Source organism: Pseudoalteromonas sp. DY56-GL79, from assembly GCF_041414765.1.
Lineage (GTDB): Bacteria > Pseudomonadota > Gammaproteobacteria > Enterobacterales > Alteromonadaceae > Pseudoalteromonas > Pseudoalteromonas piscicida.
Window position 1 is genome coordinate 84,129 of record NZ_JANHZS010000018.1, and the last position, 14,731, is coordinate 98,859.

12 protein-coding genes are annotated in these 14,731 nt (G+C 41.8%); all 12 read left to right on the forward strand.

Annotated features, from left to right (window positions below; translation table 11 throughout):
* Positions 1–6 precede the first annotated feature (6 nt).
* The 12 genes from NO992_RS14295 (at position 7) to NO992_RS14350 (ending at position 14,730) form a co-directional block, all read left to right on the forward strand.
* Positions 7–1,089 (forward strand): DegT/DnrJ/EryC1/StrS family aminotransferase, encoded by a 1,083-nt coding sequence (locus NO992_RS14295; protein ID WP_371378217.1) that lies wholly within the window; start codon positions 7–9, stop codon positions 1,087–1,089.
* Between the two features lie 24 nt (positions 1,090–1,113).
* Positions 1,114–2,043 carry a glycosyltransferase family A protein gene (locus tag NO992_RS14300; RefSeq protein WP_305776867.1) on the forward strand — a complete coding sequence of 310 codons (930 nt, stop codon included), beginning with the start codon at positions 1,114–1,116 and terminating at the stop codon, positions 2,041–2,043.
* Positions 2,044–2,045: 2 nt separating this feature from the next.
* Positions 2,046–3,197 (forward strand): hypothetical protein, encoded by a 1,152-nt coding sequence (locus NO992_RS14305; RefSeq protein WP_253104242.1) that lies wholly within the window; start codon positions 2,046–2,048, stop codon positions 3,195–3,197.
* A 52-nt stretch (positions 3,198–3,249) separates the two neighbouring features.
* Positions 3,250–4,416, forward strand: coding sequence for a nucleotide sugar dehydrogenase (locus tag NO992_RS14310; RefSeq protein WP_253104245.1), 1,167 nt, complete (start codon positions 3,250–3,252; stop codon positions 4,414–4,416).
* Between the two features lie 75 nt (positions 4,417–4,491).
* Positions 4,492–4,971 carry a transcription/translation regulatory transformer protein RfaH gene (gene rfaH / locus NO992_RS14315; protein WP_010368560.1) on the forward strand — a complete coding sequence of 160 codons (480 nt, stop codon included), beginning with the start codon at positions 4,492–4,494 and terminating at the stop codon, positions 4,969–4,971.
* A gap of 1,433 nt (positions 4,972–6,404) precedes the next feature.
* Entirely contained in the window at positions 6,405–6,587 is a 183-nt protein-coding gene (locus NO992_RS14320) for a hypothetical protein (protein ID WP_010368557.1), read from the forward strand.
* A gap of 225 nt (positions 6,588–6,812) precedes the next feature.
* Positions 6,813–7,928, forward strand: a complete 1,116-nt coding sequence (locus tag NO992_RS14325) for a polysaccharide export protein (RefSeq protein WP_371378223.1) — start codon at positions 6,813–6,815, stop codon at positions 7,926–7,928.
* An 11-nt stretch (positions 7,929–7,939) separates the two neighbouring features.
* Positions 7,940–8,374 carry a low molecular weight protein-tyrosine-phosphatase gene (locus tag NO992_RS14330; RefSeq protein ID WP_010368554.1) on the forward strand — a complete coding sequence of 145 codons (435 nt, stop codon included), beginning with the start codon at positions 7,940–7,942 and terminating at the stop codon, positions 8,372–8,374.
* Positions 8,375–8,388: 14 nt separating this feature from the next.
* Positions 8,389–10,623, forward strand: coding sequence for a polysaccharide biosynthesis tyrosine autokinase (locus tag NO992_RS14335; RefSeq protein WP_371378226.1), 2,235 nt, complete (start codon positions 8,389–8,391; stop codon positions 10,621–10,623).
* A 491-nt stretch (positions 10,624–11,114) separates the two neighbouring features.
* Positions 11,115–12,230: a non-hydrolyzing UDP-N-acetylglucosamine 2-epimerase gene (gene wecB / locus NO992_RS14340; protein WP_371378229.1), complete on the forward strand. Its 1,116-nt coding sequence runs from the start codon at positions 11,115–11,117 to the stop codon at positions 12,228–12,230.
* A 46-nt stretch (positions 12,231–12,276) separates the two neighbouring features.
* Positions 12,277–13,539: a UDP-N-acetyl-D-mannosamine dehydrogenase gene (wecC, locus tag NO992_RS14345; RefSeq protein WP_371378232.1), complete on the forward strand. Its 1,263-nt coding sequence runs from the start codon at positions 12,277–12,279 to the stop codon at positions 13,537–13,539.
* Positions 13,540–14,730, forward strand: a complete 1,191-nt coding sequence (locus NO992_RS14350; protein ID WP_371378235.1) for a UDP-N-acetylglucosamine 4,6-dehydratase — start codon at positions 13,540–13,542, stop codon at positions 14,728–14,730.
* The last annotated feature ends 1 nt before the right edge of the window (position 14,731 follow it).

A 14,731-nucleotide genomic window follows, 5' to 3' on the forward strand; every position in this document is an offset into this window, starting at 1 on the left:
GATGTAATGCAATTTATCGACTTAGCTGCACAGTATCAGCATTTAAAAACAAAAATAGATACACGGATCGCAGCGGTATTAGAACATGGTCAGTATATTATGGGGCCAGAAGTACAAGAGCTTGAAGCCGCATTGTCTGATTATGTAGGTGTAAAGCATACAATCACTTGTGCTAACGGTACTGACGCGCTGTCTTTAGCTCTGATGGCATTAGATGTAAAGGCTGGAGACGCCGTCTTTTGTCCAACTTTTACATTTTTCGCTTCTGCTGAGACTATCGCTTTTGCGGGAGCGACTCCTGTATTTGTCGATTCTGACGCAAAAACATTCAATATTTGTCCAATCGATCTTGAAAACCGAATTAAGCAGGTAATAGACGCTGGTGAATTGACACCTAAAGTGATTATGGCTGTGGATTTATTCGGCTTACCTGCTGATTATCCAGCGATTAAGGAAATTGCGGATAAATATCAACTAAAGATTATTGAAGACGCAGCGCAAGGGTTTGGTGGTGAGATTGATGGCAAACGAGCAGGCTCTTTTGCCGACATAGCTACAACCAGCTTTTTCCCAGCTAAGCCATTAGGGTGCTATGGTGATGGTGGGGCGCTATTTACCGATAACGATGAATATGCTGCATTATTACAATCTCTACGAGTGCATGGTAAAGGCAAAGACAAGTACGATAATGTTCGCATCGGCATGAATAGCCGATTAGATACAATTCAAGCAGCTATTTTATTGGAGAAGCTTGCTGCTTTTCCGACCGAGTTGGAGAATCGTAACCGCGCTGCCAAGAACTATAGCAATGATCTTCAGCCGCAGTTTGTTGCGCCTTTTGTGCCTGAGGGATATCTAAGTTCATGGGCGCAATACACTATCCAAGTAGATAATCGTGAACAGGTAATGCAATCATATAAAGAACAAGGCATTCCGACCATGATTTACTATGGCACCTGTATGCATCAGCAAAGTGCTTTTGAGCATTTAGGTCATAAGGAAGGTGATTTTCCGATTGCTGAAAAACTGGCTAAGTCAGTACTGAGTCTGCCTATGCATGGATATTTATGCGCCGACAGTGTCGAATAATTTTGCTTGTGAGTGCTTAAAAGAATGAATATTTCTGTAGTTATTCCGCTTTTTAATAAAGCTGAATATATTGAACGAGCTGTTCATTCTGTACTATCTCAAAAACATCCAGCGAGTGAGATCATCGTCGTAGACGATGGCTCCACTGATGCTGGAGCGAGTGTAGTTGAAAAAATAAACAGCAGTAAGGTGAGATTATTACAGCAGGCTAACAAAGGCGTTTCTGCTGCAAGAAATGTTGGTGTTCGTGCTGCTAACGCTGAGTTTGTCGCATTCTTGGATGCTGATGATGTTTGGCATGATGACTTTTTGTCTAATATTCAATCTCTTTATCAAACCTTTCCCGATGCACGTATTTTTTGTACTGGCTATGAGTTCAATACAGTGGAAGGGAAGCGAGCTGCCAAAAATCAACATTTGCTAGAAAATAGAGGGTTGCTGCAAGATTATTTTTTAGCGTGTTGTAATGCTGATTTACCAATAACTTCGTCATCTGTTTGCATTGCAAAAGATAGCTTGCTAAAAGTCGGTGGGTTTAAAGAAGGATTAAGCCTAGGTGAAGATCAGGCCGTATGGGGTAGCGTTGCTTGTCAGTGGCCAATTGCTTATGACAAGTCTGTGTCTGTGATGTATGATTTAACAGCTTCTAGTGTTGGGCAGTCGCCGTCGGATTTTGAGCAGCCATCTCCACATATTTTTGAATTTCAGCGTTTGCTGGATGATGGTATTGTGCCTAATGAGCTTATTGGAAGTGTAAAATACCTACAACACCTTACCGTGATGAGCAGTGTAAAAAGTAATTTACTCATTGGTAATCGCATGAAAGCATTAAAGCTTTTGCTAACCCACCCTTTATTACAATGGGATAGGTATCGCGTAGCGGCTTTTTTCTTACTAATAATGCCAAAGAGCTGGATCGCTCGTAGCTATATGGCTTTAAAGCATCGGAGATAAGCATGGTTAGAAAGCAGTTTCTGTTTTTCTTTCTAACATTAGCAATCATGAGTATTGGTATTATTGGTCAATACCATGTGCTGCCAACTAATGCTATTTTCGAATTGCTGGTTTTATGTACTTTTTTGTTTGTTGCTAAGCGCATGTGCCCAAGCGCATGGCTAGTGTTCAGTTGTAGCCTGCTTTATTTAATTATTACGTTAGCCTTAGCTAAGGCTCGCGGTATCCATCCTGTAGATTACTTTATTGCCTATAAAACTTTTTTTTATCTCGCTTTATTGTCATTTTTTTCCTCTAAAGTGTTATTCGAAGAAAAGCTACTGCGACGTTTTTGGCATATTCTTCTGCTACTATTTTTCATCAAGTATGTCATCTGGATTGGCCTTGGGCAAGAAGGTCGGCCAGGTATTTTTACCGAAAATAACTATGAAATTATGTTTGTATTGCTATTAGGGTGTGCAATATGGGGCTTTAATCGCTCTTTGTCATTATTCGACTGGATGGCATTAGGTATGGTTACTTTTCTTTCAGGTTCTCGTTCTGGTGTGATCTGCTTTCTTGCAATGTTCACCATTTTCTATATTAAGGATTTTGGTTGGAAGACCATCATTAAGTTGCTTGTTGTTGCTATAATTGCAGCCGGTGTCGCAGCAACCTTTATTAGTCGTTTGTCGGGCGGTGATATTGAAGCAATCGATAGGGTGGTTTTTTTCCAAGGCTTTTTGAAAGCGATCTCAAGTTGGGGGTGGCAAGAATATTTGATTGGTTCGCAAACACTTACAGCAATGCCCGAAAGTGTGTGCACAAGGCTGCAGTATTACCAATCACTATTTAGTGCAGGTAAGCCAGGAGTGTGTTACTCAGTTATATTACATACTTATCTCACTAGAGCGGTATTTGACCATGGCTTTTTAGGATTGTTATTTATCTTTTTGGCAGTGAATCAGCTACTCAAATTGAGCGATGTTTCGCCGCGAGCAAGACTTGCCTGCATCAGTATTTTATTTTTAAATGGAGCATCAGTCAGCTCGATGAATAGTGTATATGCTATTGTTGGACTGATTATTGTTATGACCGCGTTGTATCCGGAGCGGTTGAAATATTATGGTTCTTCAAGTGCAAAGTCAGCTAGAGAGCTAAATGCGTCCACTTAACTGTCATCTTCTTTACTTATAGTAAGCTGAGAGTTGAAAAGAGGCTAAAACTATGAAGATAACAGTTGTTGGTGCAGGTTATGTTGGGCTTTCCAACGCAATTCTTCTCGCGCAGCATAATCAAGTTACATTGCTAGATATAAACGAGTCCAAGGTGCGCTTGGTGAATGATAAGATTTCGCCTTTCTATGACCCTGAGATTTCAGAGTATCTGCTTTCGAAAGAGCTCGAATTAGTAGCCACAACATGTGCAAAGAGTGCTTTTGGTAACGCTGAGCTTGTTATAATCGCTACACCAACTGATTATGATCCAAAGACGAACTTTTTTAATACAAGTAGTGTAGAAAATGTAATCGGTGAATTGCTGTCTATCAATTCTCAGGCGAAGATCGTAATAAAGTCTACAGTTCCTGTGGGTTTCACTCGTAAAGCTAGGGAGCAGTTTAGCTATGAGAGTATTATATTTTCTCCTGAATTCTTAAGAGAAGGTAAAGCGCTCCACGATAATTTATATCCATCACGGATCATAATTGGTGCTAAATCAGAATATGCACAAGTTATAGCTAACCTTTTTCAACAGGGGGCATTAAAAGCAGATATAGATGTGCTTTTTAGTGGGTCAACAGAAGCCGAAGCGATCAAATTATTCTCGAACACTTATTTGGCGATGCGCGTAGCCTACTTTAATGAGTTAGATAGCTACGCAGAGTCTCATGGTTTAAACACAAAGCAAATTATCGAAGGGGTGTGCTTAGACCCAAGAATTGGTGATCATTATAATAACCCGTCTTTCGGATATGGCGGATATTGCCTACCTAAGGACACCAAGCAGCTACTAGCGAACTACAAAGACGTACCAAACAACATCATTCAAGCGATTGTTGATGCAAACACAACAAGAAAGGATTTTATCGCTGAGTCCATTCTAAAGCGTAATCCCAAAACTGTAGGGATTTATCGCCTGATCATGAAGGCAGGATCCGACAATTTTAGAGCCTCATCTATTCAAGGGGTGATGAAGCGCATAAAAGCGAAAGGTGTTGAAGTCGTTGTTTATGAGCCAGTACTGAAAGAGGCAACTTTCTTTAATTCGAGAGTAGAAAATAACCTAGATGTATTCAAACGTAGCTGTGATGTAATCATCTCTAATCGTATGGTCGAAGAGTTACAAGACGTTACCGAAAAAGTCTACACAAGAGACCTTTTTGGCAGTGACTAGGCTAGACCTAATTGAGAATATACGTATAATAGTAGGCCTAATTCGTTAGGCTTATTTTTTTAGGGAACGCAACGCATGGAATGCTGGTATTTGCTCTACTGTAAACCAAAACAAGAACACAGAGCACAGTCAAATCTTCAAAATCAAGGGATAGAGTCTTGCTTCCCAACTTTCGTAAAAAGAAAAACCTCTAGCTCAAAGGCGGTGGAGCAACCGCTGTTTCCACGATATTTATTTGTTAAGCTAGATCCACATTCTTCACACTTTTCTGCGGTAAAAAACACTCGCGGTGTTTCTGACTTTATTCGTTATGGTACCGATCTGCAAATGGTGCCAGATGAACTCGTCGCTCAACTAATGAATAAAAATGAAATCGCGGACGAGCTCGACCTTCAAGAAGGCGATTTGGTTCAGTTAACAGACGGCTGTTACAAAGACATTCACGCCATATATCAACAACCTGATGGAGAACTACGTAGCATTTTATTAATTAAACTGCTTAACCATTACGCACAAATCGTTGTTGATAACTGTACAATAAAAAAGGTACAATAAAAACTTCACCCTTTATTCTTATTTAATTGTTATAAAAAAGGTGTACTCTGGTTTGACTGTAAACTTCTTCACGTTGTTAGAGCGATTACATTCACATAGCGGAACGTTAGCAATTTTGTAGCCGTAATTTAAAAGCTCAAACCATTTCGTAGCAGCGACTTTATGTCGCGAATACATAAAGACCTTAGGTCAACGTGGTAGGAGCGAGTTCACCTCGCGATCTCTTACGAAAACTAAAACCAGCATTTAGGAGCTGCAACCTAAGGGCGGAAGCGTGCTTAAATGCCGTAGCAGCGACTTTACGCCGCGAAAACATAATCACCTGGGTCAATGTGGTAGGAGCGAGTTCACCTCGCGATCTTTTACCAAAACTAAAACCAGCATTTAGGAGCTACAACCTAAGGGTGGAAGCGTGTCTGAATGCCGTAGCAGCGACTTTATGTCGCGACAAAATTGTTCAGACGCGGCTTTACGCCGGGAGAACATAAACGCCCTAGGTCAATGTGGTAGGAGCGAGTTTACCTCGCGATCTCTTACGAAAACTAAAACCAGCATTTAGGAGCTGCAACCTAAGGGCGGAAGCGTGCCTGAATGCCGTAGCAGCGACTTTATGTCGCGACAGAATGGTTCTAGTGCAGCTTTACGCCGCGAAGATATAAACACCTTAGGCCAATGTGGTAGGAGCGAGTTCACCTCGCGATCTTTTACCTAAACCGAAACCAGCATTTAGGAGCTACAACCTAAGGGCGGAAGCGTGCCTGAATGCCGTAGCAGCGACTTTATGTCGCGACAGAATGGTTTTAGTGCGGCTTTACGCCGCGAAGATATAAACACCTTGGGCCAATGTGGTAGGAGCGAGTTCACCTCGCGATCTTTTACTATAACTAAAACCAGCATTTAGGAGCTCAACCTAAGGCCGGAAGCGTGCTTAAATGCCGTAGCAGCGACTTTATGTCGCGACAGAATGGTTCAGCAGCGGTTTTACCCCGCAAAGGCATAAACACCTTAGGTCAATGTGGTAGGAGCGAGTTCATCTCGCGATCTTTCACTAAAACTAAAACCAGCATTTAGGAGCTGCAACCTAAGGGCGGAAGCGTGCCTGAATGCCGTAGCAGCGGCTTTACGCCGCGAAGACATAAACATCTTTGGTCAACGTGGTAGGAGCGAGTTCACCTCGCGATCTTCTACTTAAACCGAAACCCAGCATTTAGGAGCTGCAACCTAAGGGCGGAAGCGTGCCTGAATGCCGTAGTAGCGACTTTATGTCGCGACAGAATGGTTCAGCAGCGGTTTTACCCCGCAAAGACATAAACACCTTAGGCCAATATGGTAGGAGCGAGTTCACCTCGCGATCTTTTACTTAAACCGAAACCAGCATTTAGGAGCTACAACCTAAGGGCGGAAGCGTGCCTAAATGCCGTAGCAGCGACTTTATGTCGCGACTGAATGGTTCAGACTTAGCCGTAGCAGCGACTTTACGCCGCGACAAAAGGTTCAAACTCAGCCGTAGCAGCGACTTTATGTCGCGACAAAATGGTTCAAACTCAGACATAGCAGCTTTATGCCACCACCAAGGACCAAAGATTAAATTGCAAATTAAGAAACAACAAAAATAACAATCTAAAAAAATGAACTCAAACTTGATATAGGCTTTTAACCACATCTCTAGGTAAAAACATAGAATATAGAGTGAGATCTTGCGCAAAACCTAGTACTCACTTGCGATTAACAATCGTGCATGCTTTAATTAGCCCACGAAATTTTTATTGCACCTCTACTATTTAATAAAGGGCAATAAAAGTAATTAAAAGAAAAGATTACAACACTTTTGGGAAGAAACAATGGCGCTACGCTGTAAAACTATCATTGCTTCAGCCGTTCTGATGACAATGAGCGGCTGTACACTTGTTCCTGGTGGCCATTTTGAAGGAATCGGCTCTGGTGAACAAACCGCAAATCTAGAACGCGACTTAGAAAAAGTAAATATTCACATCATCGACTCTCAGTTAGTTCAAGAGCACAAAATCAAACAAGCCAAAAAAATTGACCGTTCGTCACTTGCTGGTATCGATGTCTCAAACTACGAATATCGTTTAGGCGTTGGGGATGTCATTACAATTGGCGTTTGGGATCACCCTGAACTTACAATCCCGGCTGCGGTACAAAGAACAGCCGAGTTTGATGGTTTCCGTGTTCAAGCCGACGGCACTATTAATTTTGCCTACGCCCCAAAAGTTCCGGCAGCAGGTAGAACAGTAAATGAGTTACGTGAAGATCTTACTAAACGCTTAAGCCGTGTTATCGAAGAACCCCAAATCGATGTCAAAGTGGTTGGTTTTAGAAGTCAAAAAACATATGTAACTGGCGAGGTAACAAAACCGGGTGTATACCCAATCACAGAAACGCCGGTCACGCTAATTGATGCAATAAACCAAGCCGGCGGTTTAACAGAAAGTGCTGATTGGGAAACCGTAACTTTTACTCGCGGTGAGAAAACAGAGGTTATTCAACTCGATGATTTCTACGCCGAGGGCGATATTTCACAAAACCGTTTGTTGCAACATGGCGATATTATTCATATCAGCCGCAATGACAAGCGTAATGTTTATGTGTTAGGAGACGTAATTAAAGCAGGTAAAGTAGACGTAAACCGTTATGGCTTGAGTTTAGCCGAAGCACTTACTGATGTAGGTGGCTTTAATGAGCGCACAGCTGATGCTAATGGTGTTTTTGTACTGCGTAAACGCAACCTACAAAAAGACGGCGTACTTGCAGATGTATATCAACTACACGCAAAAAATGTTGCCTCATTGGTACTTGCAGAGCAGTTTGAACTGCAACCTCAAGATATTGTGTACGTTACCAGCGCGCCACTTGCTCGTTGGAACAAAGTTATCAGCTTACTATTGCCTTCGCTATCAACCGTGGATGCAATTCAAGATATTGAAAACCAATAGTGTGATTGCTCATGTTTGATAGTGTATTAATGGTTTGCGCTGGCAATATTTGCCGCAGCCCAACTGCAGAATATGTATTAAAAAGCAAATTGGCGGGTAAGAATATTCAAGTGTCGTCAGCGGGCTTAACCGCGTTAGAAGGTAAATCTGCTGATGCAATGGCACAAGAACTTACTAAGGCGCAAGGTATCGACATGAGTGAGCATCAAGGGCGTCAGCTCAGTGGTGCGCTTGTTGCGCAAAACAGTCTAATCTTAGTAATGGAACATAGGCACCTTGATGACTTATGTAGCCGTTACCCCCAAGCTCGCGGTAAAACCTTTTTACTCGGTAAATGGATTGGCGATAAAGAAATCCCCGATCCATACCGCCAGTCTAAAGAAGCGTTTGAACACGTATATGAGCTTATCGATAGCGCCTGCGGCGCTTGGCAACAGTATTTATAAGGAATTGCGAGTATATGAATGCTCAGCCAAATCTAATCTCTCCGCAAAAATCTAAACAAGAAGATACGCAAGAGATCGACTTAATGGCACTCTTTGGTGCTTTATTAGACGCCAAATGGTTTATTGCCGGTATTACGTCATTATTTATGCTGCTAGGTGTAGCTTACGCGATATTTAGCACGCCAATCTACCAAGCAACCGCAATGGTACAGGTAGAAGAAAAAGGCGGTTCAGTCCCAGGTTTTGACGACATGTCTGGTATGTTTGAAAGTACCTCTGCCGCGGTAACAGAAATCGAGCTACTTAAATCAAGAAGTATTATAGGTGAAGCGGTAGATACACTTAACCTAGATATAGTAGTAGAACCAAGATTGTTCCCTCTATTTGGGGGGCGAAGCTTTCGTAAGTTTGTACCACAAACTGAAGGTGAAGTTGCGGAACCAAGCTTTGGCGCAAGCTCTTATGCGTGGGGTGGTGAAAAGGTAGAGATCCATCGGTTTAGAGTGCCTAAAAGCGCAGAGGGCGCAGGGTTTACATTATTAGCGCAAGCGGATGATAGTTTTGTTCTACTAAATGCAGATGATGAAGAGGTGCTTTCTGGTAAAGTTGGGCAAGAGATTAAAGCAGGCCAGTTTGAATTAACCATTAAAACACTTATCGCACGACCTGGTACTGAATTCTCAATTGTAAAACGTAATAGACTTCAAACTATATTAGACTTACAAGGGGCAATTTCTGCATCTGAAAAAGGTAAAGATTCAGGTATTATCAATCTTGCATTGCAAGATAAAACCCCTTCCTATGCAGAAAAAGTCCTCGATAAAGTTGCCAGTATATACGTTCGACGTAATGTAGAGCGTAACAGCGCGGAGGCGCAGCAGTCTCTTGAATTTTTAGAGGTGCAGCTTCCAGAAGTTAAACGTAACCTAGAACGTGCAGAAAAAGCCTTTAATGACTACCAAATTCGCCAAGAGTCCATTGATATTAGTCTAGAAACACAGGGCGTTTTAGAGCAAATAGTTGCATTGGAAACTAAATTGCAAGAATTAGAATTAAAACGTTTAGAGCTTGGCCGTAAATTTAAACGTGAACACCCCTCTTACCGCGGTGTGGTAGAGCAAATAGACACCGTAAAGCGTCAACGCAACGAATTGGCTGGTGAAGTTCAAGGCTTACCAGAGACTCAGCGCGAACTATTACGCTTAAAACGTGATGTAGAGGTAAATAACGAAATCTATACGCTGCTTTTGGGTAAAACTCAAGAGCTAGATATTGTACGTGCGGGTACGGTAGGTAACGTTCGCATAGTAGATTATGCAGAGGTAAATACAACCCAGCCAGTCAAACCTCAAAAAGCACTAATCGTTGTGATGGCAACCATGCTCGGTGGTATGTTAGCCATTGCGATTGTACTGATTCAAAAAGCACTACATAAAGGCATTGAGGATCCTGCTGAAATTGAAGCGTTAGGCTTACCTGTTTATGCAAGCGTTCCATTCTCTGAATATCAAATGAAACTGACTGGTTTTGCCAGAGCGCGGAAAGGTAAAACTGCAAAAGCAAAATCTATCCTGGCGATTGATAACCCTGCTGACCTCTCTGTTGAGGCGTTACGCAGCTTAAGAACAAGTTTACACTTCGCTATGTTAGAAGCTAAAAACAACGTTATTGCTATTTCTGGTCCAAGCCCGGGTGTTGGTAAGTCATTTATTACAGTCAACTTAGCGACCGTCCTTGCACAAAGCGGTAAAAAAGTTCTTGTAATAGACGGAGATATGCGCAAAGGCTACTTACAAACACAGTTTGGTATGAAATGGGATGATGGCTTAAGCGATTATCTATCTGGTCGTTTAGCGTTAATTCAAACGATAAAAAATACGCAAGTAGAAGGATTAGATGTAATGACTCGCGGTCAAATCCCACCGAACCCTTCGGAGCTATTAATGCACCAAAACTTCACCAAGTTAGTGGATGAGGTCAGTAAAATATACGATTTGGTGATTATCGATACACCACCAATCTTAGCGGTAACAGACCCTGCTATTGTGAGTGCACATGCTGGCACAACGCTACTCGTTACCCGATTTGGACAAAACCATGCAAAAGAACTAGAAATTACACGTAACCGTTTTGAGCAAAATGGCATCGATGTAAAAGGTGTTGTGTTCAACGGTGTGGTTCGTAAATCCAGCAATGCATATGGGTATTATGGATATTACAACTACGAGTACAAGTCAGACAAAGCATAGCAGGTTATGTCGCTGCGACCAGTAGCAGCGACTTTATATCGCGACCCGTGGCAGTGCTTTACGTTACGACCTGTGGCAGTGACTTTACGTCGCGGCCCGTAGCAACGACTTTATGTTACGACTCGTAGCAGCGACTTTATGTTACGACTCGTAGCAGCGACTTTACGTTACGACCCGTAGCAGCGATTTTACATTACGACTCGTAGCAGCGATTTTACGTTACGACCGATAAGATGAGTCGTTATTGTGAGACATAGGGCAAGCCAGAGTTGATGCAACATAACAACTCAATATGTATAAAGCCGCATTATGTTGATATTGAAAGATACCCAATCAAGGTTACTCAATTGCGAATTTAATTCGTAGAATAATAGCTCTGCACGAAAGGTATAGGGCGTTATGAATAGGAAGGCTGAATAAGACAAGTAAAGCTTCCTAAAATCCAATCGGCATTTCTAAATAAACCAGCAGAAAAAATAAAGGGACACTCTGTGAAAGTACTTACAGTATTCGGAACAAGACCAGAAGCAATTAAAATGGCACCTTTAGTACACGCTCTAAAGCAAGATGTACGCTTTGATGCCAAAGTATGTGTTACTGCACAGCACAGAGAGATGTTAGATCAGGTACTAGAGTTATTCAAAATTACACCTGACTATGATTTAAACCTAATGAAAGCTGGGCAGACGCTACCAGAAGTGACAGGTCGAATTTTATTAGAGCTTACCCCAGTACTTAAAGAGTTTAAGCCAGACGTGGTCTTAGTGCATGGCGATACTGCAACCACATTTGCAGCAAGCTTAGCAGCTTATTATGAACAAATTTCGGTTGGTCATGTCGAAGCGGGGTTGCGTACAGGCAATATATACTCTCCATGGCCAGAAGAAGCGAACCGCAAGCTTACAGGGGCGCTAACCAGATTCCACTTTGCTCCCACTGAGACCTCTAAACAAAACTTGCTAGTTGAAAATTACCATGATGAAAATATATTTGTTACTGGTAACACAGTGATCGATGCTTTGCTAATGGTTAAGCATCAAATAGAAACAGACTCTGATCTAAGCAATACTCTAGCTGCACAATTCCCCATGTTGGATGAGAGCAAAAAGCTTATCTTAGTTACAGGTCACCGAAGAGAAAGCTTTGGTGGTGGATTTGAACGTATCTGCGAAGCGCTTGCTAAAACCGCAAGTACTTACCCCGAGTGTCAAATTCTTTATCCAGTCCACCTAAACCCGAATGTACAAGAGCCAGTAAAACGCATTTTGGGTGAAGTGAATAATGTTCACCTTATCGAGCCACAGCAGTACCTCCCTTTTGTTTACTTAATGAATAGAGCGTATATTATTTTGACTGACTCTGGTGGTATTCAAGAAGAAGCACCTAGCTTAGGTAAACCCGTACTTGTTATGCGAGATACTACAGAACGTCCTGAAGCTGTGGAAGCTGGAACGGTAAAGTTAGTGGGGACCGATGTTGAAGTAATCACCTCGTCGTTAAACGAACTATTGGTCAATGAAGCAAGTTACGCTCAAATGAGTCGAGCTCATAATCCGTATGGTGACGGCAATGCATGTCAAAGAATCTGCGATATTTTAGCAAATTAAGTGATATTAGAAGCCGTTTTAAATTATAAAGTCTCAAAGGGAAAGTATGCCATTTAACACAATTTCAGTTGTTGGTTTGGGCTATATTGGCTTGCCAACGGCAGCGATGTTTGCCTCTCGTAAGAAGAAAGTAATCGGTGTAGACGTGAATCAACATGCCATTAATACTATCAATAAGGGCGAAATTCACATAGTCGAACCTGACCTTGATATGCTCGTGCATGCGGCGGTAAAAGAAGGTTTTTTAAAGGCTACATTCACACCAGAACCAGCAGATGCATTTTTAATAGCAGTGCCAACTCCGTTCAAAAATAATGACTCGAAAATCCCAGAGCCCGACTTAACGTATATTCAAAAGGCGAGTGAAGCAATCGCACCTGTGCTTAAAAAAGGCGATTTGGTGGTCCTTGAGTCGACCTCTCCTGTCGGAGCTACAGAGCAAATGGCTGAGTGGCTTGCCACAGCTCGCCCAGACTTAACTTTCCCACAAAAAGCTGGAGAACATGCGGATATTAATATTGCACACTGCCCTGAGCGCGTATTGCCTGGACATGTAGTGCGTGAGTTAGTAGAAAACGACAGAGTTATTGGTGGTATGACACCAAAGTGCTCAAATCAAGCTATTGAGTTGTACAAAACCTTTGTTAAGGGGGAGTGTGTGATTACTAACACTAGAACAGCTGAAATGGCGAAACTAACAGAGAACTCTTGCAGAGATGTGCAAATAGCTTTTGCAAATGAACTATCAGTTATATGTGATAAGTTAGATATAAATGTGTGGGAGCTTATTGCTCTAGCAAACCGTCACCCTCGGATCAATATTTTGCAACCCGGCCCTGGCGTAGGTGGTCACTGCATTGCGGTAGACCCTTGGTTTATCGTGAGTAAAACTCCCAACGAAGCTAATCTGATCCATACTGCTCGCAAAGTTAATGATGCTAAACCTAGCTGGGTAATTGAAAAAGTAAAATTAGCTATTTCCGATTACCTACAAGATAATCCTGACAAAACAGCAAAGGACGTGACTGTTGCTTGTTACGGGTTAGCTTTTAAACCAGATATTGACGATTTACGCGAGAGTCCTGCATTAAACATTACCAAATGTATATCTGAGTTCCACCAAGGAGCAGTTCTCGCTGTAGAGCCAAATATTGCCAATCTAGCAGGTGTTTTAGATAATGTAGAATTAGCAGACTTGAAAATCGCGCAAGAAAATTCGAACATTCATGTGGTTTTAGTCGATCATAAAGAATTTAAAGCTTCTCAATTTCACTCAAAATACTTAATTGATACAAAAGGGATTTGGTAAATGAGCAATATCCTTCCTTTAATTGGTCGTAATGAAGAACTATTTATTCAGGATATAAGCAAAAATGAAGCTGAATTAGCTCGTATCGTGTCGCAATCAAGGTTTCTTGTGCTTGGGGGAGCAGGCTCTATTGGCCAAGCGGTAACCAAAGAAATTTTTAAGCGCAATCCATCTAAGCTGCATGTTGTAGACATCAGCGAAAATAACATGGTTGAGCTTGTTCGAGATATCCGCAGTTCATTTGGCTACATCAATGGTGATTTTCAGACGTTTGCACTTGATATTGGTTCAATCGAATATGATGCGTTTATCAAAGCTGATGGCCAATATGATTATGTATTGAACTTGTCAGCTCTTAAGCATGTTCGAAGCGAAAAGGATCCTTTTACATTGATGCGTATGATTGATGTAAATGTTTTCAATACAGATAAAACTATCCAGCAGTCTATTGATGCAGGCGTAAAAAAGTATTTTTGTGTTTCAACAGACAAAGCGGCTAACCCTGTCAATATGATGGGGGCATCGAAGCGGATCATGGAAATGTTTCTCATGCGTAGAAGTGAAGAAATAAGTATTTCAACTGCGCGCTTCGCAAATGTTGCTTTTTCAGATGGATCACTGTTGCATGGTTTTAATCAACGCTTGCAAAAAGCACAGCCGATTGTGGCGCCAAATGATATTAAGCGCTACTTTGTGACGCCACAGGAGTCTGGTGAGCTATGTTTGATGTCATGCATTTTCGGTGAAAACCGAGACATATTTTTCCCAAAATTGAGTGAAGCCTTGCACCTTATTTCATTTGCTGATATTGCCACTAAATACCTTGAACAAAGGGGCTTCACTGCACACCAATGTAGTACGGAAGAAGAAGCAAGGGCTCTTGCACACTCTCTTCCTAAAGAAGGTAAGTGGCCATGTATGTTTACCAGCAGTGATACGACCGGTGAGAAAGACTTCGAAGAGTTTTTTACTGATAACGAAGAACTTGATATGACGCGATTCGATAATCTTGGCGTGATCAAAAATGAACCTGAATATGACCAAGCTCTGCTGGCGCTGTTTGAATCCGAGATAGAGACAATGAAAGAGGCTAGAGCATGGTCAAAAGGTGCTTTGGTTGAGCTGTTTTTCAAGATGATTCCTGACTTTGGACATAAAGAAACAGGCAAGTACCTTGATAGTAAGATGTAGG